The following is a 24,751-nucleotide window of genomic DNA, read 5'->3' as shown; positions in this document are numbered from 1 at the left end:
GCCCAGCTCATTTCGCCGTCGCCCAGTGGCACGCGACCTGTGTGGCCGGGCCGCCCGTCAGCACCGGCGGTGACTCCGTACGGCACCGCTCCTCGACGCCCGCCCGCGCCGCCTCGCCCGAGGCGAGCACCTGGCACCGGGCGTGGAAGCGGCAGCCGCCCGGGATACGGGACGGGTCCGGCGGCTCGCCCATGAGGACGACCGGTGTCTGTCCCGACTCCGGCAGTACGGACAACAGGGCCCGCGTGTAAGGATGCTGAGGAGCCGTCAGAACATCCTCCACCGGGCCTGTCTCCACGATCCGCCCGAGATACATCACCGCCACCCGGTCCGCGATGTTCCACGCCAGCCCCAGATCGTGTGTCACCACCAGTGCGGACAGCCCGAGTTCATCGCGCAGCGACAGCAGCAGCGCGAGGATCTCACCTCGTACGGACGCGTCCAGGGACGCCACCGGCTCGTCGGCGACGATGAGTTCGGGTTCGAGGACGAGCGCGCCCGCGATGACGACCCGCTGCCGCTGGCCACCGGACAGCTCGTGCGGATAGCGCAGGAAGAACCGCTCGGGCGGCCGGAGACCGGCCCGGGACAGCGCCTCGGCGACGGCCGCACGCTCATCGCCCTGGTGGCCATGGATCCGAAGGCCCTCGGCCACCGCGTCGTACACCGTATGGCGCGGATTGAGCGATCCGCTCGGATCCTGGAGGACGAGCTGTACGCGCTTGCGGTACGCCTTCAGCGAGCGGGCGCCGTATCCCAGCGGCTCCCCGGCGAAGGTCACCCGGCCCCGGCTGGGCGGCACCAGACCGAGCAGCGTCCGGGCCAGTGTGGTCTTGCCGCAGCCGGACTCGCCGACCAGGGCGACGATCTCTCCGGCGCCGATGTCGAGATCGACGCCGTCGACGGCCCGGGACGGCGGTGCACCGCGTCGCCCGGGGAAGGTGACATTCAGCTCGGCGGCCGACAGCAGCGGGACCGGCGAGGCGGTGGTGGTCGTCGTCATGGGTGGCTCCTGGAGGCCGGCCGGGCTTTACGAGGCTTTACGGGCTTTACGGAAGAGGGCATACGGCGTGGCCCTCATAGCGGCTGCTCCTGGGCGGGCACCGCGGAGCCGATCCGTACACAGGCCGCGCTCCGGCCCGGACCGGCCGGCCGCAGCGCCTGGTCCTCCCGTGCGCAGATGTCCAGCGCGACCGGGCAGCGCGGATGGAACGTACAGCCGGACGGCAGCGCCGAAGGATCCGGCGGATCACCGGGCAGTCCGCGCGGAGCGCGCCGGGACGCGAGGTCCCCGACGCGCGGGAAGGCGGCGGAGAGCGCCTGGCCGTAGGGATGCTCCGCCGCGTCGTAGACCTCGCGCGCCGGCCCCTCCTCCACGATCCGGCCCGCGTACATCACGGCGAGCCGGTCACAGGTGTCCGAGAGCACCGCCAGATCATGGCTGATCATCAGCAGACCGATGTCCTGCTCCGCGACCGACCGCTCGATCAGCCGCAGGATCTGCGCCTGGATCATCACATCGAGCGCGGTGGTCGGCTCGTCCGCGACGATCAGCCGTGGATCGCAGGCGAGCGCCATCGCGATCATCACGCGCTGACGCTGGCCGCCGGAGAGTTCATGCGGATACGCGTCGGCGCGCGCGGCGGGCAGCCCGACCTGTTCCAGCAGCTCGGCGGCGCGCGAGCGGCCGGCCGCCTGTGTGGCGCGCCGGTGCAGCAGGACCGGCTCGGCGATCTGGTCGCCGATCCGGTGCACCGCGTTGAGCGAGTGCATGGCGCCCTGGAAGACGATCGACGCGCCGGCCCACCGTACGGCGCGCAGCCGGCCCCATTTCATGGTGCGGACATCCTCGCCGTCGAGCAGGATCTCGCCGGTCAGCTTCGCCGTCGGCGGCAGCAGTCTGAGCAGCGCGAGCGCCAGTGTGGACTTGCCGCAGCCCGACTCCCCGGCGACACCGAGCTTCTGGCCCGGCCCGATGGTCAGATCGACGCCTCGTACGGCAGGCACGGCCGAGGCGCCCGAACCGTACGTCACGGACAGATTCCTGATCTCCAGCAGATTCGACGCGCCGTCGGTCAACGGGGCACTCCCAGCTTCGGGTTGAGCACGGACTCGATCGCACGGCCGCAGAGCGTGAACGCCAGCGCGACGAACGCGATCGCGAGTCCGGGAGGTGCCAGATACCACCAGTGCCCGGAGGAGACCGCGCCCGCCTCCCGCGCGTCCTGGAGCATGCCGCCCCACGAGACGATCGTCGGATCGCCGAGGCCGAGGAAGGCGAGCGTCGCCTCCGTCAGGATCGCGCTGGAGATACCGAGCGTGGTCTGCGCGAGCACCAGCGGCATCACATTGGGCAGCACATGGCGGCTCATGACGTGGCCGTGCCCGCCGCCCAGCGCCCGCGCGCGCTCGATGTACGGACGTGACTCGACGGCGATCGTCTGCGCCCGCACCAGCCGCGCCGTCGTCGGCCAGCTCGTGACACCGATGGCCACGATCACCGTCCAGATGGACCGCGACATGACCGTGGCCAGCACGATCGCCAGTACGAGCGTGGGCATCACCAGGAACCAGTCGGTGATGCGCATGGTCACCGTCGCCGCCCAGCCGCCGTAGTGCCCGGCGAGGATACCGACGAGCGTACCGATGGCCACCGACAGCGCCGCGGCCAGCAGTCCCACGGTCAGCGAGATCCGGGCGCCCCAGACCAGCAGTCCCAGCAGTGGCCGCCCGAACTGGTCCGTACCGAGCGGGAACCGGCCGCTCGGCGCCTCCAGCGCCGTGCCCGGCGCCCGCGTCACGCTCTGCACATCACCGCCGACGAGCAGCGGCGCGGCCAGGGCGATCAGCGCGACGAGCGCGAGCCCGGCGAGACCGAAGAGCCCGGCGCGGTGCGTACGGTAGCGCTGCCAGAAGCGGACCACCGACGCGCGTCTGCGGGCCCACGCGAACGAGGAAGCGGACACGGAGGTGGCGGCGGCGGAGGCGGCGGGTGGCTCTTCCGGCACCGGCGACGGATTCGGCGGCTTCGTGAAGGTCATCGGCCCACCCGGGGATCGAGCAGCGGATAGAGCAGATCGGCGAGCAGGTTCATCACGATCATCGCGCCGGCGAAGACCAGGAACAGCCCCTGGACCAGCGGCAGATCGGGCACGCTCAGCCCTTGGTAGAACAGCCCGCCGAGCCCGGGCCAGGAGAACACCGTCTCCACCAGGATCGAACCGCCCGCCACATGGCCCAGATTGATGAAGACCATGGTGACGGTGGGAAGCAGCGCGTTGGGCACCGCGTGCCGCCGCCGTACGGACGCGTCCCGCAGCCCCTTCGCCCGCGCCGTCGTCAGATAGTCGCCGCCCATCTCGTCCAGCAGCGAGGAGCGCATCACCAGCAGCGTCTGCGCGTATCCCACCGCCACGAGTGTGAGCACCGGCAGGACCATATGGTGCGCCACATCGAGGATCCGGGCGAAGCCGGCCGTGTCGCCCGACTCCATACCGCCGGTCGGGAACATGCCCGGGACCGGGCCGATGCCCACCGAGAAGACGATGATCAGCAGCAGTCCCAGCCAGAAGGACGGCACGGACCAGAGCGTCAGTGCCACGCCCGTGTTCAGCCGGTCGCCGAGACCGCCGTGGTGCCAGGCGGAGCGGGTGCCGAGCCAGAGACCGAGCGCCGAGTAGATCACCACCGCGACGCCGGTGAGCAGCAGCGTCGCGGGCAGCTTCGCCGCGATCAGCTCACCGACCGGCGCGTGGAACTGGTACGACATGCCCAGATCACCGGTCAGCGCCTTGGCGCAGTAGTCGGTGAACTGCTGCCACAGCGGCAGATCCAGCCCGAACTGCCGGCGCATCGTGGCCAGTTGCTCGGCGGATGTCGGTGCGCCATGCGTCATGGCCCGGACCGGATCACCGGGGATGATCCGGAAGAGGAAGAAGCTGGTGACGAGGACGGCGAGCAGCGAGACGACCGCGCCGCCGAGCTTGCCCGCCACATAGAGCGGATACGCGGTCCTGGTACCGGCGCGGGCGCGGGCCGCCGAGCCGGACGGCCCGGTCTGCGCCGGGCCGTCGACTGCGTCCCGCACCAGACCGGGAGTGCTTGCGGTGCTCATGGGTTATTCACGGTCTTCCGCGGTGGAACGGCGCCGCATCGCGACGAAGAGCCCGAGCCCGGCGGCGACCACTCCGGCGGCGCCGAGCCCGAGCGCCAACGCGGTCGAGGAGGAGCCGCCGGATGTGCCGCCGTCACCGTCATCGGCCGGGACCGCGGACCACCAGCTCCAATAGCCGTCCTGGCCCCAGAGGTTGCCCGCGGCCTCCGGCATCGTCGTGATCGACTTGATCTGGTCCGTACGGTACGCCTCGACCGCGTTCGGGTACGCCATGACATTCATGTACCCGGTGTCGTACAGCCTCGACTCCATCCGCTTGACGAGCTCCGCGCGCTTGGCCGCGTCGTACTCCACGGCCTGCTGGGCGTAGAGGTCGTCGTACTCCTTGTCGCAGATGAAGTTGTCGGTGGCGCCGCTGTCCTTGGGAGTGGCGGGCAGCGCTCCGCACGTATGGATGGAGAGGACATAGTCGGGATCAGGATTGACGGACCAGCCGTCGAAGGCCAGATCGTAGTCTCCCGCGAGCCATGGGTCGGAGACATTGTCGAGGCATTCGACCTTCAGCCCGATACCGAGCCGGCCCCACCACTCCTGGAGGTACTTGCCGATGGCCTTGTCGTTCGGATCGGTGGCGTGACAGAGGATCCGCAGGTCGAGCGGCTTGCCGTCCTTGCCGACGCGCTTGCCGCTCGCGTTCTTCGTATAGCCGGCCTGGTCGAGCGTCCGGGCCGCGGCGTCCGGGTCGTACGCGATCTTCTGCTCCGCCGAGGGCTGCCAGAAGTACGAGTCGAAGCGCGGCGGGATATAGCCCTGACCCTCGACGGCATGGCCCTGGAAGACCCTGTCGATGATGGTCTCGCGGTCGACGGCCTGGAAGAGGGCCTTGCGCACCGCCGGATCCAGCAGCGCCGGATGGCCGTTGCCGAACTTCTTGCCGTCCTTCGACCTGGCTCCGGGATTGGTGGCGAGCGCGTAGAAGCGCCGGCCCGGCGCGTCGTTGACCTTGATGTTGTCGGCGTTCTTCAGCGCCGCGGCCTGGGCCGGTGTGAGATTGGAGGCGAAGGAGACCTCGCCCTTCTGGAGCGCGGCCACGGCCGCGTCGCCGTCCTTGTAGTACTTGAGGACGAGTTCGTCGAACTGCGGCGCACCGCGCCAGAAGTCCCGGTTGGGCTTCAGCTTGATGTACTGGTCGACCTTGTAGTCCGTGACGACGAACGGTCCGTTGCCGACGATCGGGAACTGCTTGTGGTTGTTGAACTTCGAGAAGTCGCCGACCTTCTCCCAGATGTGCTTGGGCACGATCGGCACATCGAGCGCCGTCATGGTGGCCTGAGGCTTCTTCAGCTCGATGACCAGAGTCTTCGGGTCCGGCGCGGTGACCCGCTTGAAGTTGGCCGTGAAACTGCCGTTGGCGGTGGCCGCGTTCGGGTCCGTCATCATCTTGTTGAAGGTCCAGGCGGCGTCCTCGGCGGTGGCCGGCTTGCCGTCGGACCACTTCGAGTCCTCGCGGATGGTGAAGGTCCACGTCAGCTTGTCGGCGGAGGGCTGCCACGCGGTGGCGAAGCCCGGGACCGTACGCGCGTCCTTGGCGTCGTAGTTGGTCAGATACTCGTACGCCAGCCGGTGGACGGTGGTGCTGACGAGCCGCTGGGCCAGGAACGGGCTGAGGGAGTCGACGCTCTGGCTGACCGCGACGGTCAGGACCTGCGCGCGGTCGCCGGCCGCCTGGGCCTGCTGAGGCGCCGGGAGCAGCGGCTGGACGGGAAGCACGGTCGCGGCCACGAGCGCGGCGGACGCGACGGCGGAGGCCAGCAGCAGTCGGAGGCGGGGGCGCTGCCGGACGGGCTGCCGCGGTGTGCGCGGCGGAACGCTATGGACCATGGGACGGTGACCTCGTGTTATCACTCGCGCGGAGAAGCCGGGTTGAATCTGGTTCGCCAATCGGTGAAGCGAGGTTTATCAGCGGGCGTCAGGGCGCGTCAACGGGTGCCCAAACCGCGTGTGGGCTGCGGGAATGCGCCGAGGGCCCGCGCCGTGGAGACGGCGCGGGCCCTCATTGGTATCGACCTCTGATGCCTTACTGCTGAGGCGCTGGCGGTGCCTGCGGAGGCTGCTGCTGCGGCCATCCGCCGGGCGGGACGGGACCTTGCAAGTCGGTCTGGCCCTGAGGCGGTTGCGGCTGTTGCTGACCGTACGGTCCCGGCAGGGCCGGCTGTCCGGGATGACCGGGCTGGCCCGGCTGCGCGGCCTGTCCGGGCGGGAGTTGGCCGGGCGGGAGCTGTCCGGGCTGCGGACCGGCCGGGCTCGCGGGGGACTGCGCCTGGGACGGCGGCGACTGCTGCCAGCCCTGCTGCACGCCGGGCTGGGGCCCCGGAGCCTGCTGCTGCGGATACGGGTAGTACGGATGCCCCGGCTGCCCGTGCTGCTGAGGCTGGGGCTGAGGCTGCGGGTACTGCTGCGGATACGGCTGAGGCGCGTACGGGTGTCCCTGTCCCTGCACCGGCTGTCCGTACGGCGGCTGACCCTGCGTCTGCTGTCCGGGGCCCGGCATCGGCGGCACGAGATGCGGCGGCGGATTGCCGTCCGCCGTCCACAGTCCCTGGGCCTGCTGAGCCCGCGCGAAGTCCTCGGCGACCAGCGCCGAGAGATGGAAGTACGCCTCGCGCGTCTTGGGCCGCATCATGTCGAGATCCACCTCGGCACCGGCCGCGAGATGCTCGTCGAACGGCACCACGACCACGCCGCGGCAGCGCGTCTCGAAGTGCTGCACGATGTCATCGACCTTGATCATCTTTCCGGTCTCACGGACGCCGGAGATGACCGTGAGCGAGCGCTGCACCAGCTCCGCATACCCGTGCGCGGACAGCCAGTCGAGCGTCGTCGAGGCGCTGCTCGCGCCGTCCACGGACGGTGTCGAGATGATGATCAGCTGGTCGGCGAGATCGAGCACTCCGCGCATCGCGCTGTAGAGCAGACCGGTGCCCGAGTCGGTGAGGATGATCGGATACTGCTTGCCGAGGACCTCGATCGCGCGCCGGTAGTCCTCGTCGTTGAACGAGGTGGAGACGGCCGGATCCACATCGTTGGCGATGATCTCCAGACCGGAGGGCGCCTGCGAGGTGAACCGGCGGATGTCCATATAGCTGTGGAGATACGGGATCGCCTGGACCAGGTCGCGGATGGTCGCGCCGGTCTCGCGCCGTACACGGCGGCCGAGCGTACCGGCGTCCGGATTGGCGTCGATCGCCAGGATCTTGTCCTGCCGCTCGGTGGCCAGCGTCGCTCCCAGCGCGGTGGTCGTCGTGGTCTTGCCGACACCGCCCTTGAGACTGATGACCGCGATCCGGTAGCAGGAGAGCACGGGCGTACGGATCAGCTCCAGCTTGCGCCGGTACTCGCTCTCCGCGGCCTTTCCGCCGATCCTGAAGCGCGAACCGGCGGACGGATTGCGGCTGCTCTTCGGCTTCTGCTTGTTGTTGCGCAGCAGACGGTCGGAGGACAGCTCGACGGCGGCCGTATAGCCGAGCGGTGCGCCCGGGACGGAGCGCTCGCGGTGGTCGTGCGCGACGGGCGAGGGCCAGGCGGTGCCGGCCCGGGGATCCACGGCGGGCGGCTGGGCAACGGGCTGCTGCTGGGGGTGCTGTGCCTGCTGCGGTTGCTGTTGCGGGTGCTGTGGCTGGGCGTGGGTCTGGACGGGCGCGGGTACGGGAGCGTGCGCGCCCGGAGCGCCGTACGGAGCCGGGAGCGCCTGCGCACCGGGCTGCCCGGACTGGTCCTGCTGCGGAAAGCCGTAACCGCTCTGCTGCGGCGCGGGCCCGGGTCCGTACGGTCCCGGCTGCTGTCCCGGCTGTGCCTGCTGGTGCGGGAATCCGTAACCGGCGGGCGGTACGGCGCCGGGCGGTACGGAGGCGTCAGGACCCGGTACGGCGGGCGGCAACGCGGCCTGAGCCGTCGGCGCGACCGGACCGGGCTGCTGCTGAGGATGGCCCTGCTGAGGGAAGCCGTAGCCGCTCTGCGGCGGCTGCGCGGCCCACGGATACGGATTCGCGGGCTGCTGAGGGCTTTGGGACTGGGCCTGGGGCTGCGGCTGTTGCCGTGGCGTGGCGGGGGCGGGCTGCTCGGCGGCGCGTGCCGCCACGGGCCACTGCGGCGCGGACGCCGGTGCGGCCGGCTGGAAGGCGGGCGGCAGCGGCGGCAGCGCGGAGTCCTGAGGCGCGGGCGGCTGAAGCGTCCAGGACTGGGCCGACGCGGCGGCCGGAGCGGCGTCCTGGGGCCCATCGGCCGGTACGGCGTCCTCGGCGTCCCGAGCCGGCACGGCGTCCTGAGGCGCGGCGTCCCTGACTGTGTTCTCGGGGTTCTCGGGCACGGAGTCGGACGGTCCGTCCTCGGCCTCGCCCTCGTTGGCCTCGGCCGTGGCTCCGTCGACGGGTTCGGAGTCCATGTCGGCACCGTCCGTTCCGTCGGAGACCTCAGCCTCCGCCACGTCGGCCGATGTGTCCGTGTCCCCGTCCTGGTCCGCAGGCTCGGCGGACCGCTCGGGCCCAGCCTCGTCACCGGACACGGGTACGGCGGCAGGCGCCACGCTCTCCGCGTCGGCTCCGGCGCCGTCGGCCTCGCCAACACCACCGGACACGGCCGTTCCCGGCGTTCCGTCGTTCTGCGCGGACTCCCGCTCGGCGATCTCCCGCTTGAGCGCCGCGGGCGAGATCCGCATCGTCGTCCCGCTCTCCACATCGTCACCGCCGACCGGCTCCGCTGCCGCGGACGGCGAGTCCGGTGCCACGGTCACCGGCGGAGCCGGATCGGCCACCGGGACCGGTGCGGGCGCGGGCGGAGCCGCAGGCGCCCAGTTCGGCTCGAAGCCGCTGCCCGCGGGCAGCCCCGGCACGGCGACGGGCGCGCCGTCGGGCGGCGGAGGAGAGTTCGTGAACGACGCGGGCGCACCCGAGGCACCACCACCGGACGTGTCCCCCGGCGCGTTCTGCGTGTACCAGGCGGGCGGGGTGTAGTCGATGGTGAACTCACCCGTCATCTCGGGCTCCGCGTCGGACTGATCGTCCACAGGAGGCCGGTTCCAGCCTCCGCGGATCTCGTCCCGATCGCCGTTCACTTTGCCTCCTGGTGTGGTCGAGCACCCTTGTGCCGTGGTGGGCGGGGCGTCCGTATCGCCATGTCCGGTCCGCCCGGCTGTTTTTCAGGGGCCAACCCGCCCGCAGGTCTCTACTCCCGCGCCCACTCCCACCCTAATCGCCAACGGCACGGGTACGTCAGGCCGGTTCCGCCCGTCGGCAGCCGCCGCGTACGTCATGCCCCGCCCTCAAGTGAACAGCCCATGGCGGAGCGTGAGGCCAGGGTGCGGTCAAATCCGTATATCTCCATACGAGATCCTGGCAGAATCCACACCGGCCGGGCGCTCAGGGCCCGTTCGGCGGACTTCAGTCCATCCGGCGCGCGCTACCCAACAATCCGGTCTCGGCGTCCGTCGCCTGAACCATCACGAACTGGCGGTCCCGCGCCGTACACCAGAGCGTGACACCGTCGGCCAGCGTGGACAGCGCCTCCGTCTCGGCGCGCGGCAGACTCATGATCCGGCCGATCTGCGCCGCCTCGTCCGGCGACACCCGCTGGACACCGACCAGCCCCGACTTCTCCATCAGTCTCGGCGCCACCGGACTGAGATAGGGCAGCAGAGTCATCACCGACTGCCAGGGCGCCGAGACCACCCGGCCGCGCGGCGGACGCATACCGCAGTCGCGCACCACGACCACCGGACTGCCGGCCGAGGCTCCCTGCGGCGGTACCCGCCCGACATCGTGCAGCGTCACACACGGCTGACCGCCGCCCGCCGCCTGTGCCAGCGCCGTCCAGGCCTGTGCCCGGCCCGTCTCGACGGCGATCCGCGCGCCCGTCGCCGCCGCGCGCAGCACCAGCACCTGCGCCGTCCACAGCCCGCCGATCAGTGTGATGTCGTACGGCGTGGGCCGGTTGATACCGAGCACCGCCGGTCTGTTCCCCTGATCGACGCCTATCACCATGCCGTCGTCACCGACCGGCAGGGCGAACGCCTCCAACTGGTCGGCCGAGAGGGCATGGCGCTCACGCCGGGGCCCGATCAGCCCGAAGCCGATTCGCGGTCTGCCGCCGCTCCTGGCCGCGCCTCGCGCGGGAGCGGGAGCAGGACCCACCGGAGTAGGGCCCGCCGGTGCGGTGTGTGACGGTACGGACATCAGCGAGTACCCCCGAGCGGCAGCGTGGCGAGCATCGCGGGAAGCTGCTCGCGGTCCAGTCGTACCAGCCCGGTCTTCACCCCGCGGGCCGCGCGCTCCAGCTCATGACGGGCGGTCACCAGCTCGTCGTCGCTGCGGCCGGTGATCCGTATGTGCCCGCTGAGCGTCACGCCCTGCCGCTCACCGCGGCCCAGCGTCAGACTGAAGGTGGTGGCCAGGGCCGGGATCGAGGTCAGCAGCGCGACGAGCTGCGGCATCGAGGCTCCGCCGCCGCCCAACTGCGGCCAGCGGCCCACCCAGTACGTCGTATGCCTGCGGTCGTCGCAGCGCCAGGTGCGCGCGGTCTCCTTCGTGCGCCGGCCCGGAGTGTCCGTACGGCCCGCCTGGGCGATGGCCAGCGGATTGGCGCAGGACGAGATGGCGACGGCCGCGGTCAGCTCCTGCTCCGTCAGCACCGTCGCCCGGAATCCGGCGCCGGTCAGTCGGCTCGCCAACTGGTCCGCCGCCCGCACCACACACTTCTGGGCACCCGCCAGACCGCCGCCGCGCGCGGTGATCGCCTCCGGGCAGAGCTCGGGATCGAGCTTCAGCGCGATCCAGGTGATCCGGATGGCGGGCGAGCCGGTCTGCGCCTGGAGCGGCGCGTAGTTGCGCGCGGCCACCGACTGCTCCGGCAGATGCGGGGCCGGTGCCGGCTGGGTGTGCTGGACGATCTGCGCCGACTCCAGCCGGATGCCGTCCACATCGAGCACGTCCCGTACGAGCGAGACGGGCAGCGGTCGGGACGAGCGGTCGGGGCGCAGCGCGGTGGCCTGCGACTCGATCTGGAGCACGGCCGTCAGGAACGTACCGTCGCCGATCATCCCGACCGGGCGCCGGTCACGGTCGCTGTACGAGTACGTCCGCAGCGCGGGATCGCACTCGACGGCGGGCGCGAGCCCCGGTTCCGTACCGGGCGGGAGCACCATCGAGGCGGCCCTGCGCGTGCGCGCCCGCAGCGCGACGATCGTCGACAGCCACTCGGGCAGCGAGCGCCGGTGTCTGCGGACCAGCGCCAGCAGTACCAGCAGCGCGGCGATCACACCGGCCGGCATCAGCAGCAGCGGATCGATCACCCAGGCCACCAGCAGCAGGGCGGCGGCGACCTCGATCAGTACGAGTTGTTGCATTCGGAACGGACCGGGACGGCCGCCCGCCCTCGGTCCGGACGCCGCCGGAGCCCGGGAGGCGGCGGAGGACGGCCCCGCCGCCGCGGGCCGTGTCTGCGTCGCGGAAGCCATGATGGAGAAACCCCCCAGATTGTCCCGATCACCCTGGCCGGCCAGGGCGTTGACGGCTGAATCACCCTACCCGCCCCGCATACGCGCCCGGCCTACAAGGCATAGTAGGGGGCCGGTCCGACAGTCAGGCAGGGCCCGGGGGACACACTGACTCGCACCGCCCCTGGGGAGAGACCTCGCCTTTTTCACCGATGGGGACTCATGGCATCACGGCGGGACGAGCTGAACGCGTACACCTTCGCGAAGAAACGCACGGTGGCCGCGTTTCTCCAACCTTCGCCCACCGGTACGGAGGAGGGCGCTCCCAGACCGCTGCGTGCCGTGGTCCCTGGGCTGATCGTCGGCGCGCTCGTCCTGGCCGGATTCGGCGCCTGGGGCATGTTCAAGCCGTCCGCTCCCAAGGACTGGGCCAAGCCGAACACCAATGTGATCGTCGGCAAGGACTCCACCACCCGCTATGTCGTACTGAACACACCGGGCAAGGACAAGAAGAGCCAGACCCTGCTCCACCCGGTGCTCAATCTCGCCTCGGCCCGGCTGCTGCTCACTCCGCAGCAGGGCAAGGTCATCCAGGTGCCCGACAAGATCCTGGACGCGGGCAGGCCTCCGCGCGGTCCGGTCCTCGGCATTCCGTACGCGCCGGACCGGCTGCCCTCCGACACGGAGGCCGCGAAGGCCAAGCGGTGGGCGGTCTGCGAGCAGCCGGGCGGCGGCGACGGCGCGAGCGTCCAGAAGGCCGCGTTCATCCTGGCGGAGCGCGACTTCTCCAGGACGGAGGGACAGCGTCGGCTGACCGGTGGTCAGGTGCTGTACGTCCAGGGCCAGAAGGACAAGGCGCGCTTCCTGGTGGACGCGACCGGTACCAAGTACCAGCTCCGTGAGTCGGCCAGCGACAATCTCACCCGCGCTCTCGTCGGCAGCCGCGCGCCGCAGCCCGTCACCGACGACTGGCTCGCCACGCTCCACACCGGCAGCCCGGTCGAGTTCCCGGAGATCACCGACACGGTCGCCGCCGACGCGGGGGTCGGCGGCGGCCTCACCGAGACACAGGACCGCGTCGGTATGGTCCTGCGCGCCCAGACCGGCGCGGGCGCGCAGCACTATGTCGTCCTGCCGGGAAGGATCCAGCCGGTCACCGCCTTCACCGCCTGGCTGCTGATCAACTCTCCGCAGACCGACGAGCTGGACATGGCCGGAGAGGCCGTGACGGTCGACGCGGCGTCGTTCACTCCCGAGTCCGGGTTCTTCGCCTCCGAGTACCGCTGGCCCGAGCAGAAGGCCACCCAGGTCAACGCGGTCGACGGCGAGGGCGCCCGGGACACCGTGTGCAGTGTGCTGCGCAAGGTCGACGACAAGGGCGGTACGGCCCTGTCCACGTGGGCCGGGCCCTCGTACCCGGCGGACATCACGGCCGGAGGCACCAGCACCTATGTCACTCCCGGCAGCGGTCTGCTCTACACCCAGGTCCAGGGACAGCAGACCCGTCCCGACGGATCGCTCTTCCTGGTGACCGACACCGGACTCCGGTACGCGGTCCAGGCGAACGGCGACAGCGACGCGGCCCGTTCCGACATCGGCACCGGCGGTCAGCGGGAGCAGCAGGACGGCAGGCCCGAGCCCAGCCAGGCACAGATCCGGCTCGGCTACGAGAAGGTCACTCCGAGTCTGGTCCCCATCGCCTGGTCGGAGTTCCTGTCCAAGGGCCCGCGGCTCGACACCAACAGCGCCCGTCAGCCTCAGGGCTCATGAGAGGAGCGCGGCTCATGAGGGGAGTACGGGCGATGCCGTACGCGCGCCGCAGGACCGCCCTGCTGACCGCCGCCATGGCCCTCACCGGTCTGTCGGCCCTGCCTCCGGCGGCATACGCCGGTGAGCGGCCCGGGGAGCGGCCCGGGAACCTCCGTACCGACGGCAGCGGCGAGTGCACCTTCCCGATGAAGACGCAGATCGCGGGTACTCCCTGGGCCCTCCAGCGGGTGATGCTCGACGAGCTGTGGGCGGACACCAAGGGCAAGGGAGTACGGGTGGCCGTCATCGACACCGGAGTCGACAACGCCAACCCACAGCTCAAGTCGGCCGTCGACACCTCCTCGGGAACGGAGTTCCTGGCCAAGAAGATGGAGAAGGGCTCGCCGGCCGACGGCACGGACGACCGCGTCGGCCATGGCACCAAGGTCGCGGGAATCATCGCCGCGCGCCCACGCGCCGGCACCGGCTTCGTAGGGCTCGCTCCCGAGGCCACGATCATCCCGATCCGCCAGAACGACGAGCAGAACAGCGGCGACCAGTCGACCATGGCCGCCGCGATCAACCATGCCATCGACAAGGGCGCCGATGTCATCAACATCTCCCAGGACACCACCAAGCCTCTCGGCCCGGACTCCGACCTCGGCCGGGCCGTGGCGCGGGCCGTCGAGGCGGAGATCGTCGTCGTCGCCTCCGCGGGCAACGACGGTCTCGACGGCCGGCAGAAGAACACCTATCCGGCGGCCTTCGACGGCGTCCTCGCCGTCGCCTCCTCCGACCGCAACAACGAGCGCGCGGCCTTCTCGCAGTCCGGCGAGTTCGTGGGCGTGGCCGCGCCGGGCGTGGACATGGTCTCGACCGTCCCCGGCAACGGCCAGTGCGTCGACAACGGCACCAGTTTCTCGGCACCTTATGTCGCCGGAGTCGCCGCCCTGCTGCGCGCCGAGCACCCGGACTGGAAGGCGCACCAGATCATCGCCCAGATCGAGCAGACCGCCGAGCGCAGCATCAACGGCCATGACGCCTTCGTCGGCTGGGGAGTGGTCGATCCGGTCCGCGCGCTGAGCGAGGACGACCGCGCGCCCGAGTCCCCGAGCCCCGACCCGGGACCGCCCAAACCGCCCGCGCCCGAGCCCGCGTATCTGGCGATGTCGGAGACCGCCCAGGAGCGCACCGAACGCCATGCGACCTATGCCCTCGGGATCACGGCGGTGCTGGTCGCGGTTGTCGCGGGTGCGGCCACGGTGGTCCGTGACACCCGTACGAAAGCCGCCGGGCGGGCCGTACGCGCATCAACTCCCCATGACTGACTTTGCAGTTGGAACTGTCGTACCGAGTAGCTAAAGTGAACGGCGGGATTGTGCGGGTGACCGCCGGTTCCACACGGGGGCGGCATCGAGATGCTTCCCGTCCATCGCGCGGATTCTCATGGCGCATCGCAGGAAGACAGGAAGAAGGGGCAAGATGTCGAAGGATCTGAATGTCACCAGTGGAGATCAAATTGATCTCGCCAACAAGATCCAGGGCTTCCACGACGAGCTTCAGTCGCGTATCACCTCCCTCAACGGTGTGGTGGACCGTATCCAGGCGGGCTGGCAGGGCGCGGCCAGCAAGGAGTACGACCGCGTGCAGAACGATCTGAACCAGCGCCTGCGGAACATGCGTGTCGAGCTGGTCAAGCTCGAAGAGATCATGCGGATGAGCGCCGACGGTTTCACCCAGCAGGAAGAGGACCGCATCGCGTCCTTCCGGCGGATGGACGACTCCTCCCAGGGCCAGAGCGCCATTCTCGGGATGGCCTGAGCCGCCGTCCGCCACCTCCCGCCGAATTCCGTCTTGAGGAGCATGACATGACGACTGCCGTCAATTACGACACGGTGACCCAGGCGGCCGGAGACGTCCGGCTGACCGCCACTCAGCTCAACCAGGAACTCGAAGATCTGATGGCCAAGGTCAGGGCCGTCGCCGAGAACTGGGAAGGTGAGGCCAAGGTCGCCTACCGCGAGAGCCAGGACCGCCTCACCCGCGACATGTCCGGGATGAACCAGGACCTGGCCCGTCTCGCCCAGTTGCTCGACGAGTCGGTCATCGGCTATCAGGACACCGACCGTGGCAACGCGGCCCGGTTCCGTATGCAGATGGGCTGATCCGCCGTACGTACCGAAGGGGGTGTCCGCCGCGCGGACACCCCCTTCGCCGTTGCTTGAGTTCTTCGTTGCCTGAGTCCGCCGTTACTTGAGGTCGAACTCCCCGTCCCGGGCGCCCAGGACGAACGCGTCCCACTCCGCCTTCGTATACCGCAGCACCGTCTCCGGATCCTGCGACGACCGCATCGCGACGGCGCCTTCCGGCAGATACGCGATCTCCACCCGCTCCTCGTCCGGACTCGTCCCGGGCGCGCCGAGCCACTCCACACCGGAGATGTCCAGGGCGTACAGCTCTTCCTTCTGACGTTCCTTGTCCGTCGCGTCGGCCATCGTGCGATCCCTCCCGGGGTATTGCGTGCGAGCTACATCACTCAGCCTAGTGGGCCGAAAGACAGAAGACGGCCCCTTCCAGGACGGCCCGGTTCTAGCGGTCCGGCAGCCATCCCACCTGCACCAGTGGCGCGCCGCGCTTGCGCGAGACGAAGGTGCCACGGCCCGGAGGCATCGGACGGGCCCTGACATTGCCGAGGATGTCGCCCTCGCCCGGATCGCCGGAGAGGATCACGCCCTGGGCGCCCAGCTCCTTCATCCGCTGCATGAACGGCTCGTACATCGCGCGCGAGGCGCCCGCCGCACTGCGCGCGACGATGAAGCGGATACCGACGTCCCGCGCGAACGGGAGATGCTCCACCAGACTCGCCAGCGGATTGCCCGAGTTGGTCGCGACCAGCTCGTAGTCGTCGATGAGCACGAAGAGCTGCGGACCGTTCCACCAGCTCCGGTCGCGGAGCTGCTGCGGAGTGATGTCCGGCTTCGGCGCCCGCTTCTGCATCACCGTGCCGATGGCGTCCATATGCATCTGCATGGCCGACGCCATCGGCGCGTACTCCAGCAGATGCGAGGACGGTACGGCCTCCAGCATCGAGCGGCGGTAGTCACCGACCACGATCCGCGCCTGCTCCGGTGCGTACCGCTCGGAGATCTGCTTGGCGATCAGCCGCAGCAGCGCGGTCTTCCCGGACTCGCTCTCGCCGAAGATCATGAAGAACGGGTCGGTCTCGAAGTCGACGAACACCGGCTCCAGATTGGTCTCGTCGATACCGATCGCGATGCCGTGCTGCGGGAACTCGAAGCCCTTCGGAAGCTGTTCGACGGGCAGCTTGCGCGGCAGCAGCCGTACGGTCGGCGCCGCCGGTCCCGTCCAGCCCTCCTTGACCGCGCGGACGAACGCCGTCTGGCCGTCGGAGAGATCCGCGGCGCTGCTCACTCCGTCGATCCGCGGCAGCCCGCCCATGAAGTGCAGCTTCTCGGGCACCTGGCCGCGGCCCGGCACTCCCGTGGGCACATTGGCCGCGACCTTGCGGTCGAACTCCGAGTCCATGACATCGCCGAGCCGCAGCTCCAGCCGGCCCAGCATCTGGTCCTTGAGCGCCGCGCGCACCTCCATGTAGCGGGCGGCGGTGACCACGACATGGACGCCGTAGCCCAGACCGCGCGCCGCCAGATCGGAGATGACCGGCTCCAGCATGTCGTAGTCGTTTTTGAAACCGCCCCAGCCGTCGATGACCAGAAAGACATCGCCCCAGGCCTCGCCGGGCAGTTCGCCCGCCGCGCGCCTGCGCCGGTAGGTCGCGATGGAGTCGATGCCGTTCGAACGGAAGAACTCCTCGCGCCGGTTGAGCACTCCCAGCACCTCCGCGACCGCGCGCCGGACACGCTCCGGATCGAGCCGGGACGCGACTCCGCCGACATGCGGCAGATCGGCGAGCGAGGAAAGCCCGCCACCGCCGAAGTCCAGCGCGTAGAACTGCACTTCGTGCGGAGTGTGGGTGAGGGCGAACGACGCGATCAGCGTCCGCATCAGCGTCGACTTGCCGGACTGCGGACCGCCCACCACGAGCATATGGCCGGCCGCGCCGGAGAAGTCCCGGTAGAGCACCTCGCGGCGCTGCTCGAAGGGCTTGTCGATCAGACCGAGCGGTACGGTCAGACCGCCGGGCCTGGTGTACTCGGTCGCGTTCAGCCCGCGCTCCGCAGTCACCGCGATCCCGGGCAGCAACTGGTCGAGCGTCGGCGCCTCGTCCAGCGGCGGCAGCCACACCTGGTGCGCGGGCACTCCCTGCCCGTCCAGCCGGCGCACGATCACATCGAGGACCGTGTCCGCCAGCGCGTCGTCCTCCGAGGTCGAGGGCGTGAGCGCGGCGGCCGGATCCGGCGCCGCGTACACCACGGGCACCGGAGTGGCCGTGAAGAGCGCGGGCCGCCGCTCGACATGCAGCTGTCCCACCGAGAGATCGGGACCGCCGGTGCGGTACGTACCGGAGACATACGCCGCCTTGAAACGGGTCATCTCGTCCGTACCGAACTTGAGATAGCCGGAGCCGGGCACCGACGGCAGGTGGTACGCGTCGGGCACACCCAGCGCCGTACGCGACTCGGCCGCCGAGAACGTCCGCAGACCGATCCGGTACGAGAGATATGTGTCGAGCCCGCGCAGCTTGCCCTCCTCCAGCCGCTGCGAGGCCAGCAGCAGATGTACACCCAGGGACCGGCCGATCCGGCCGATCTGGATGAACATGTCGATGAAGTCGGGCTTGGCGGTGAGCAGTTCGGAGAACTCGTCGATCACCAGCACGAGCGAGGCCAGCGGCTCCAGCGCCGCGCCCGCCGCCCGCGCCTTCTCGTAGTCGTGGATATTGGCGTAGTTGCCGGCCGAGCGCAGCAGCTCCTGACGGCGCTGGAGTTCACCGCGGATCGCGTCGCCCATCCGGTCGACCAGTGTCAGATCGTCCGCCAGGTTGGTGATGACCGCCGCCACATGCGGCATCTGCGACATCCCGGCGAAGGTCGCACCGCCCTTGAAGTCGGCGAGGACGAAGTTCAGCGTCTCCGAGGAGTGCGTGACGGCGAGCCCGAGCACCAGCGTACGCAGCAGCTCCGACTTGCCGGAACCGGTCGCGCCGACACAGAGCCCGTGCGGTCCCATGCCCTCCTGCGCGGCCTCCTTGAGGTCCAGCATCACCGGCTGGCCGTCCTCGCCGACACCGATCGGCACCCGCAGCCGCTCGGCCGTCGACCTGGGCCGCCAGGTACGGGCCACATCGACGGCCGCCGCGTCGCCCAGATTGAGCAGATCCGTGAAGTCCAGATTGGCGAGCAGCGGTTCGTCCTCGTCGCCGCCGCCCGTGCGCAGCGGAGCGAGCTGCCGCGCGAGCGCCTCGGCGGCGGGCAGCGAGATCCCGTCCGGCACGCCCTCGTACGCCAGGCCTCCACCGGACTCCAGCCGCAGCCGGCCCGGCCGTACGACCACGGACAGCCCGCCGCGCGGCTCGTCCAGCTCGCCGGAGACGACCTCCGCGATCGTCACGCCCTGAAGTCCCTCGGCCGCCGCGAACAGCGAGTCCGGCGGCACCATCCCGCCGTCCAGCACCACCACCACATGCGGCTGGTCCAGCACCGGCTGGCTGTCCCGGCCGAACCGGGGCCGCCCGTCCAGCCTGCCGCGCAGAAGCTGCTCCAGCTCGCCGAGATCGTCGCCGAACAGCCGCTTCGTACCGGCGCCGTCGATCTGTCCCGGGACCTGCGTGTGCGGCAGCCACTTCGTCCAGTCCCAGCGCGCGACCGCTCCGGGAGCCGCCACCACCGCGACCATCACATCCTCGGGCGAGTGCAGCGTCACCAGCTGGGCGACCAGCGCGCGCGCCGCCGAGTGCGCCGACTCCGGCTCGCCCGAGACCGTCACATGGTAGAAAGCGCGCATCGACACGGCCATCGGCAGCCCGTCCAACGAGCCGTGCACCGCGAGGAACTGCTGCATCGCGCCGGCGCACAGCGGCTCCAGCTCATCGACCGGCGCCGTGTCGGGCGCGACCAGCGCGGTGGCCAGCCGCTGAGCGCCGAGCCCGATCCTGAGCTGCCCGAAGTCCCCGTCGCCGACGCGCCGTTCCCACACCCGCGAGCCCTCGGCCACCACCGACCAGAGCTGCTCGGGCGAGGGATGCAGATAGAGCTGGGCATCGCGCTGCGCCCGTGCCGTCCTGCGGACCGTACGCCGCGTCTGCGCGAGGTACTTGAGATAGTCGCGCCGCACATCGGCAATTTGCCCCTGCGTACCGCGACGGAATCTGACGATCTGCGCCACGACCATCGCCAGCGTCGAGAACAGCATCAGCACGCCCATGATCCGCATGAACGGAGGCGCCTGCGGCGAGAAGAAGAAGACCACCGACGAGCCCATGCCGAGCACCGGCAGGACCTGCATCAGCATGCCCTCCTGCTGCCCGCGCGGCAGTTCCGGCGGCGCCTCCAAGGCCAGGGCATCCGTGGGCACTTCCGGCGGAAGGGACCGTGGTGGGCGTTTGACGACGATCTGGCTCACCGGCGCATCAATCCCTCAAGACGGACGGGCAGTTCCGTACCGGCGCCCCCGTGGCGACGGTCTCCCTCCGCGCGACGGCGATCCTACTTGCAGACCTTCGCACGGCGCCCCGGTAGGGTGGCGCGCGCAGCGTGCGCAACCGCGAATCAGGGGGACAGACACGTGACTACGACCGCAGCGACCGGCTTCTGCCGCGTCACCGTCGTGGCGCCGGACAGCAGGATCGATGTCGCGCTCCCGGAGGACATTCCCGTCGCCGACATCCACCCGGAGATCCTGAGACTGACCGGCCAGCCCCAGATGGCGGGCACTCCCACCGGATACCACCTGGTCCGGCGCGACGGCACCGTACTGGACAGCGCCCGCACTCTCGTCGCCCAGCAGGTGCTCGACGGCGAGGTCCTCAGCCTGCGGCCCTTCGCCGAGTCCCTGCCGCCCGCGGTCTTCGACGACGTCTCGGACGCCGTCGCCTCCGCCGTCCGGCGCGACCGTCATCTCTGGAGCGACGAACTGCTGCGCTCCGCCGGTCTGATCGGCGGAGTCCTGCTGCTCGTCCTCATGGGCTTCGTCCTCTGGTTCGCCGATCCCGTCCGCCACGACATGCACAGCCTTCCCGGTGTGATCGCGGGCGCGGCCGGTGTGCTGCTGACCGCCTTCGCGGGCGTACGGGCACGGGTCTACGCGGACCGCGCCACCGCCGTCGCGCTCGGACTCGGCGCCCTGCCGCTGCTGCTGATCGCCGGCTCCGGGATCATCGGTCCCGACGCCGGACAGGGCCCGGGACGGCTCCAGTTCCTGCTCGGCTGTGTCACCGTGCTGGTCGCGTCCGTCGTCCTCGTCGCGCTCACGCCGAGCGGCGACGCGCCCTTCGTCGCCGCGACCTTCCTGGCCACCGTCGGCACGCTCGCGACCTTTGTGATGATCCTCACCGAGGCGTCGGCCACCGGGACCGCCGCCGTCTGCGCGCCGGTCGCCATCGGGATCGTCGCCTTCCTGCCCGGTCTCTCCGCCCGCTTCGCCCGACTGCCCATCGGCTACGCGGCACCGCGCAGCGCGACGGGCGGCGAGTACGGCGACGACACCTTCGCCGATCCGCACGCCGCCTCCGACGCCGAACCCGTCGACGCCGAGCGCATCGCCGCCCAGGCCCGCCGCGGCCACGAGATGCTGCTCGGCCTGGTCGGCGGCTGCGCGGCGGTCGTCGTCGGCGCCGCGGCGGTGCTCGGCTTCTCGGACACCGTCTGGGGCCAGTTCCTCGCCCTCGCGGCCGGCCTGGCGATGCTGCTGCGCGCGCGGCTCTTCCGCTACACCTCGCAGGTCACCTGCGTGCTGGTCGCGGGCATCGCGGCGATCGCGCTGCTGGTCCTCGGCCTCTCCCTGAACCCGCCCGCCGACCTGGTCAGGGAGCTCCTGACCTATGGCGACCGCGGCGCGCTCGACATCCGTACGATCTGGCTCACCGCGAGCGTCGCCGCGGGCGCCGCCCTGATCACCGCGATCGGTCTGATCGTCCCGCACAAGGGCCTCTCGCCCTTCTGGGGCCGGCTCCTCGATCTCGCCGAGGGCGCGGTACTGCTCTCGCTGGTCCCGCTCTGCCTCGCGGTCCTCGACGTCTTCACCGCGGCCCGCGCCCTCACCAGCTAGGCAGCGTCGCGGCCGGGCCCTGTCCGGGGCTCCCGGCCGTGGCCAGGAGCCTGCCCGGGGACTGGTACCCTGTGTGACGGCCGTGTGTGTACGTGAACCCGGAGCCTCTGCTCCGCGGTCAACGCCCAGCGGACCCCGCCTCCCGAGTAACGGAAGCTCCCCAGAGTATTCGACCTGGGGCACTCGGTGGCCACGAAGACCCACGAGGAGTACGCGTGTCGCTCGACGCCGCTACGAAGAAGCAGATCATGACCGAGTTCGGCACCAAGGAAGGTGACACCGGCTCCCCCGAGGTCCAGGTCGCCATGCTGTCGCGCCGGATCTCGGACCTGACCGAGCACCTCAAGACCCACAAGCACGACCACCACTCCCGTCGCGGTCTGCTGATCCTGGTCGGCCAGCGCCGCCGGCTGCTCCAGTACCTGGCCAAGAAGGACATCCAGCGCTTCCGTGCGCTGGTCGACCGCCTGGGCATCCGCCGCGGTGCGGCCGGCGGTGCCAAGTAAGACACCGTGAAGGGAGCGGTTCCCACCACCCGGGGACCGCTCCCTTTGCCGTATGTACGGAACGGTACGGGCACCGGCCCGGGACGGCCGGAATGCCGTCCCTCGGCGAAGCTCAGTAACCTGGACGCACAAGTACAACTGAAGACGTACGAGTACAACTGAAAGAGGAAGAGGAGGAGCGACCTCCGCCGCCGCCGGTCCTCGGTAGTGGCGCCCGGAAGGACGCGTGGCCCATGCCGCGGTCCCGGGTGCTTCGATCGAAGACCGGCCCGCACCAAGGAGCGCTTCTCCGCCACGTCCCCTGCCACACGGGCACCGGACGAAGACGAGGAGAAATCACTAGTGGAGAACGAGACCCACTACGCCGAGGCCGTTATCGACAACGGAACCTTCGGCACCCGCACCATCCGCTTCGAGACGGGCCGGCTGGCCCGTCAGGCCGCCGGCTCCGCCGTCGCCTATCTGGACGACGACACCATGGTGCTGTCGGCCACCACCGCCTCCAAGAAGCCCAAGGACCAGCTCGACTTCTTCCCGCTGACGGTGGACGTCGAGGAGCGGATGTACGCCGCCGGCAAGATCCCCGGCTCCTTCTTCCGCCGCGAGGGCCGTCCCTCCGAGGACGCCATCCTCACCTGCCGGCTCATCGACCGCCCGCTGCGCCCGTCCTTCAGGAAGGGCCTGCGCAACGAGATCCAGGTCGTCGAGACGATCATGGCGCTCAACCCGGACCACCTCTACGACGTGGTCGCGATCAACGCCGCCTCCTGCTCCACGCAGCTCGCGGGCCTGCCCTTCTCCGGCCCCATCGGCGGCACCCGTGTCGCCCTGATCAAGGGCCAGTGGGTCGCGTTCCCGACGCACACCGAGCTGGAGGAGGCCGTCTTCGACATGGTCGTCGCCGGCCGGGTCCTGGACGACGGCGATGTCGCGATCATGATGGTCGAGGCCGAGGCCACCGAGAAGACCATCCAGCTCGTCAAGGACGGCGCCGAGGCTCCCACCGAGGAGATCGTCGCCGCCGGTCTCGAGGCCGCGAAGCCCTTCATCAAGGCCCTCTGCAAGGCGCAGTCGGATCTCGCGGCCAAGGCCGCCAAGCCCACCGGCGAGTTCCCGATCTTCCTCGACTACGAGGACGACGTCCTGGAGGCGCTCACCTCGGCCGTCAGGTCCGAGCTGTCCCAGGCGCTCACCATCGCGGGCAAGCAGGAGCGCGAGGCCGAGCTGGACCGTGTCAAGGTCCTCGCCGGCGAGAAGCTGCTCCCGCAGTTCGAGGGCCGCGAGAAGGAGATCTCCGCGGCCTACCGCTCGCTGACCAAGTCCCTGGTCCGTGAGCGCGTCATCAAGGACAAGGTCCGTATCGACGGCCGTGGCGTCACGGACATCCGTACGCTCGCCGCCGAGGTCGAGGCCATCCCGCGCGTGCACGGTTCGGCGCTCTTCGAGCGTGGCGAGACCCAGATCCTGGGCGTCACCACCCTCAACATGCTCCGGATGGAGCAGCAGCTCGACACGCTGTCGCCGGTCACCCGCAAGCGCTACATGCACAACTACAACTTCCCGCCGTACTCCACCGGTGAGACCGGCCGCGTCGGTTCGCCGAAGCGCCGCGAGATCGGCCACGGCGCCCTGGCCGAGCGCGCGCTCGTACCGGTGCTGCCGACGCGCGAGGAGTTCCCGTACGCCATCCGCCAGGTCTCCGAGGCGCTGGGCTCCAACGGCTCCACGTCCATGGGCTCGGTCTGCGCCTCCACCATGTCGCTGCTGAACGCCGGTGTGCCGCTCAAGGCGCCCGTCGCCGGTATCGCCATGGGCCTGATCTCCCAGGAGATCGACGGCGAGACCCACTACGTCACCCTCACCGACATCCTCGGTGCGGAGGACGCCTTCGGTGACATGGACTTCAAGGTCGCCGGTACGAAGACCTTCGTCACCGCGCTCCAGCTCGACACCAAGCTCGACGGCATTCCCGCCTCGGTCCTGGCCGCCGCGCTGAAGCAGGCCCGCGACGCCCGCCTCCACATCCTCGATGTGATGAACGAGGCCATCGACGTCCCGGACGAGATGTCCCCGAACGCGCCGCGGATCATCACCGTCAAGATCCCGGTGGACAAGATCGGCGAGGTCATCGGCCCCAAGGGCAAGATGATCAACCAGATCCAGGAGGACACCGGCGCCGACATCACGATCGAGGACGACGGCACCATCTACATCGGTGCCGCCGACGGACCGGCCGCCGAGGCCGCCCGCGCCACGATCAACGGCATCGCCAACCCGACCATGCCGGAGGTCGGCGAGCGCTATCTGGGCACGGTCGTCAAGACGACCACCTTCGGCGCGTTCGTGTCGCTGCTCCCGGGCAAGGACGGTCTGCTGCACATCTCGCAGATCCGCAAGCTCGCCGGCGGCAAGCGCGTGGAGAACGTCGAGGACGTCCTCGGTGTGGGCCAGAAGGTCCAGGTCGAGATCGCCGAGATCGACCAGCGCGGCAAGCTCTCCCTCATCCCGGTGATCGAGGGCGAAGAGGCCGCGGACTCCGAAGAGGCGAAGGACGACGCGACCCAGTGACGGCCGGCTTCCGGGCGACGGCCCGCACCCCCAGGGCCAGGGGGGGGGCCGGCCCCCCGCGACCCACAGCGCCCCAGGGCGCCACGGGGGGGGCGGGGAGCCGACCCCCAGAACGCCCGCGGCGGGCGGGGGGGAATCTCA

General features: G+C 70.3%; 17 protein-coding genes. 7 read left to right on the top strand and 10 right to left on the bottom strand.

Translation table 11 applies throughout. The features are described 5' to 3' along the window. Positions 1-7 precede the first annotated feature (7 nt). The 8 genes from ACFV6H_RS37070 to eccE all read right to left on the bottom strand — a co-directional run bounded on the left by ACFV6H_RS37070 (position 8) and on the right by eccE (position 11,621). Positions 8-1,003, bottom strand: a complete 996-nt coding sequence (locus ACFV6H_RS37070) for an ABC transporter ATP-binding protein (protein ID WP_385551186.1) — start codon at positions 1,001-1,003, stop codon at positions 8-10. A 74-nt stretch (positions 1,004-1,077) separates the two neighbouring features. Next, positions 1,078-2,079 carry an ABC transporter ATP-binding protein gene (locus ACFV6H_RS37065; RefSeq protein WP_385551184.1) on the bottom strand — a complete coding sequence of 334 codons (1,002 nt, stop codon included), beginning with the start codon at positions 2,077-2,079 and terminating at the stop codon, positions 1,078-1,080. Continuing rightward, a complete protein-coding gene (locus ACFV6H_RS37060; RefSeq protein WP_385551182.1) occupies positions 2,076-3,041 on the bottom strand; it encodes an ABC transporter permease in 966 nt (321 codons plus the stop codon). The genes ACFV6H_RS37065 and ACFV6H_RS37060 overlap by 4 nt, the downstream gene beginning before the upstream one ends. Next, the gene (locus ACFV6H_RS37055) at positions 3,038-4,114 is read right to left on the bottom strand and encodes an ABC transporter permease (RefSeq protein ID WP_385551180.1); all 1,077 of its coding nucleotides are present in this window, start codon (positions 4,112-4,114) and stop codon (positions 3,038-3,040) included. The genes ACFV6H_RS37060 and ACFV6H_RS37055 overlap by 4 nt, the downstream gene beginning before the upstream one ends. 3 nt (positions 4,115-4,117) lie before the next feature. After that, positions 4,118-5,995, bottom strand: coding sequence for an ABC transporter substrate-binding protein (locus ACFV6H_RS37050; RefSeq protein ID WP_385551178.1), 1,878 nt, complete (start codon positions 5,993-5,995; stop codon positions 4,118-4,120). A gap of 196 nt (positions 5,996-6,191) precedes the next feature. Then, on the bottom strand, positions 6,192-9,224 hold the full coding sequence (locus tag ACFV6H_RS37045) for an SCO5717 family growth-regulating ATPase (protein WP_385551176.1): 3,033 nt from the start codon (positions 9,222-9,224) through the stop codon (positions 6,192-6,194). A gap of 325 nt (positions 9,225-9,549) precedes the next feature. Next, positions 9,550-10,341 (bottom strand): hypothetical protein, encoded by a 792-nt coding sequence (locus ACFV6H_RS37040; RefSeq protein WP_385551174.1) that lies wholly within the window; start codon positions 10,339-10,341, stop codon positions 9,550-9,552. Then, positions 10,341-11,621 carry a type VII secretion protein EccE gene (gene eccE / locus ACFV6H_RS37035; RefSeq protein WP_385551172.1) on the bottom strand — a complete coding sequence of 427 codons (1,281 nt, stop codon included), beginning with the start codon at positions 11,619-11,621 and terminating at the stop codon, positions 10,341-10,343. Before eccE ends, ACFV6H_RS37040 begins: the two co-directional genes overlap by 1 nt. A gap of 201 nt (positions 11,622-11,822) precedes the next feature. Between eccE and eccB the strand changes: the two genes are divergently transcribed. The 4 genes from eccB (at position 11,823) to ACFV6H_RS37015 (ending at position 15,514) form a co-directional block, all read left to right on the top strand. Beyond that, complete coding sequence (gene eccB / locus ACFV6H_RS37030; protein WP_385551170.1) at positions 11,823-13,370, top strand: type VII secretion protein EccB; 1,548 nt, start codon at positions 11,823-11,825, stop codon at positions 13,368-13,370. 14 nt (positions 13,371-13,384) lie between these two features. Continuing rightward, positions 13,385-14,677, top strand: a complete 1,293-nt coding sequence (mycP, locus tag ACFV6H_RS37025; RefSeq protein WP_385551167.1) for a type VII secretion-associated serine protease mycosin — start codon at positions 13,385-13,387, stop codon at positions 14,675-14,677. A gap of 154 nt (positions 14,678-14,831) precedes the next feature. Next, positions 14,832-15,170 (top strand): WXG100 family type VII secretion target, encoded by a 339-nt coding sequence (locus ACFV6H_RS37020; RefSeq protein WP_093595188.1) that lies wholly within the window; start codon positions 14,832-14,834, stop codon positions 15,168-15,170. Between the two features lie 47 nt (positions 15,171-15,217). Next, positions 15,218-15,514, top strand: coding sequence for a WXG100 family type VII secretion target (locus ACFV6H_RS37015; protein WP_093595191.1), 297 nt, complete (start codon positions 15,218-15,220; stop codon positions 15,512-15,514). Between the two features lie 84 nt (positions 15,515-15,598). Here the strand turns inward: ACFV6H_RS37015 and ACFV6H_RS37010 are convergent, their stop codons facing one another. Next, complete coding sequence (locus tag ACFV6H_RS37010; protein ID WP_363083213.1) at positions 15,599-15,844, bottom strand: DUF397 domain-containing protein; 246 nt, start codon at positions 15,842-15,844, stop codon at positions 15,599-15,601. Between the two features lie 94 nt (positions 15,845-15,938). After that, the gene (gene eccCa, locus ACFV6H_RS37005) at positions 15,939-19,892 is read right to left on the bottom strand and encodes a type VII secretion protein EccCa (RefSeq protein WP_385551164.1); all 3,954 of its coding nucleotides are present in this window, start codon (positions 19,890-19,892) and stop codon (positions 15,939-15,941) included. 162 nt (positions 19,893-20,054) lie between these two features. Between eccCa and eccD the strand changes: the two genes are divergently transcribed. The 3 genes from eccD to ACFV6H_RS36990 all read left to right on the top strand — a co-directional run bounded on the left by eccD (position 20,055) and on the right by ACFV6H_RS36990 (position 24,610). Then, the gene (gene eccD / locus ACFV6H_RS37000) at positions 20,055-21,536 is read left to right on the top strand and encodes a type VII secretion integral membrane protein EccD (RefSeq protein ID WP_385551162.1); all 1,482 of its coding nucleotides are present in this window, start codon (positions 20,055-20,057) and stop codon (positions 21,534-21,536) included. 215 nt (positions 21,537-21,751) lie between these two features. Continuing rightward, on the top strand, positions 21,752-22,042 hold the full coding sequence (rpsO, locus tag ACFV6H_RS36995) for a 30S ribosomal protein S15 (RefSeq protein WP_093600212.1): 291 nt from the start codon (positions 21,752-21,754) through the stop codon (positions 22,040-22,042). 342 nt (positions 22,043-22,384) lie between these two features. Further along, positions 22,385-24,610 carry a polyribonucleotide nucleotidyltransferase gene (locus ACFV6H_RS36990; RefSeq protein ID WP_385551159.1) on the top strand — a complete coding sequence of 742 codons (2,226 nt, stop codon included), beginning with the start codon at positions 22,385-22,387 and terminating at the stop codon, positions 24,608-24,610. Positions 24,611-24,751: the final 141 nt, after the last annotated feature.

Origin of the sequence: Streptomyces sp. NPDC059743 (assembly GCF_042732975.1) — a bacterium.
Classification (GTDB): Bacteria; Actinomycetota; Actinomycetes; order Streptomycetales; family Streptomycetaceae; genus Streptomyces.
Note: the sequence above shows the minus strand (reverse complement) of the source record. Positions and strands in the feature narration are given on the sequence as shown.

Coding starts and splice junctions, on each gene's coding strand:
- ACFV6H_RS37060 (WP_385551182.1), bottom strand. CDS start 3,041: ATGACCTTCACGAAGCCGCCGAATCCGTCGCCGGTGCCGGAAGAGCCA.
- eccB (WP_385551170.1), top strand. CDS start 11,823: ATGGCATCACGGCGGGACGAGCTGAACGCGTACACCTTCGCGAAGAAA.
- eccE (WP_385551172.1), bottom strand. CDS start 11,621: ATGGCTTCCGCGACGCAGACACGGCCCGCGGCGGCGGGGCCGTCCTCC.
- ACFV6H_RS37050 (WP_385551178.1), bottom strand. CDS start 5,995: ATGGTCCATAGCGTTCCGCCGCGCACACCGCGGCAGCCCGTCCGGCAG.
- ACFV6H_RS37020 (WP_093595188.1), top strand. CDS start 14,832: ATGTCGAAGGATCTGAATGTCACCAGTGGAGATCAAATTGATCTCGCC.
- ACFV6H_RS37015 (WP_093595191.1), top strand. CDS start 15,218: ATGACGACTGCCGTCAATTACGACACGGTGACCCAGGCGGCCGGAGAC.
- ACFV6H_RS37055 (WP_385551180.1), bottom strand. CDS start 4,114: ATGAGCACCGCAAGCACTCCCGGTCTGGTGCGGGACGCAGTCGACGGC.
- ACFV6H_RS37040 (WP_385551174.1), bottom strand. CDS start 10,341: ATGTCCGTACCGTCACACACCGCACCGGCGGGCCCTACTCCGGTGGGT.
- ACFV6H_RS37010 (WP_363083213.1), bottom strand. CDS start 15,844: ATGGCCGACGCGACGGACAAGGAACGTCAGAAGGAAGAGCTGTACGCC.
- ACFV6H_RS37070 (WP_385551186.1), bottom strand. CDS start 1,003: ATGACGACGACCACCACCGCCTCGCCGGTCCCGCTGCTGTCGGCCGCC.
- mycP (WP_385551167.1), top strand. CDS start 13,385: ATGAGGGGAGTACGGGCGATGCCGTACGCGCGCCGCAGGACCGCCCTG.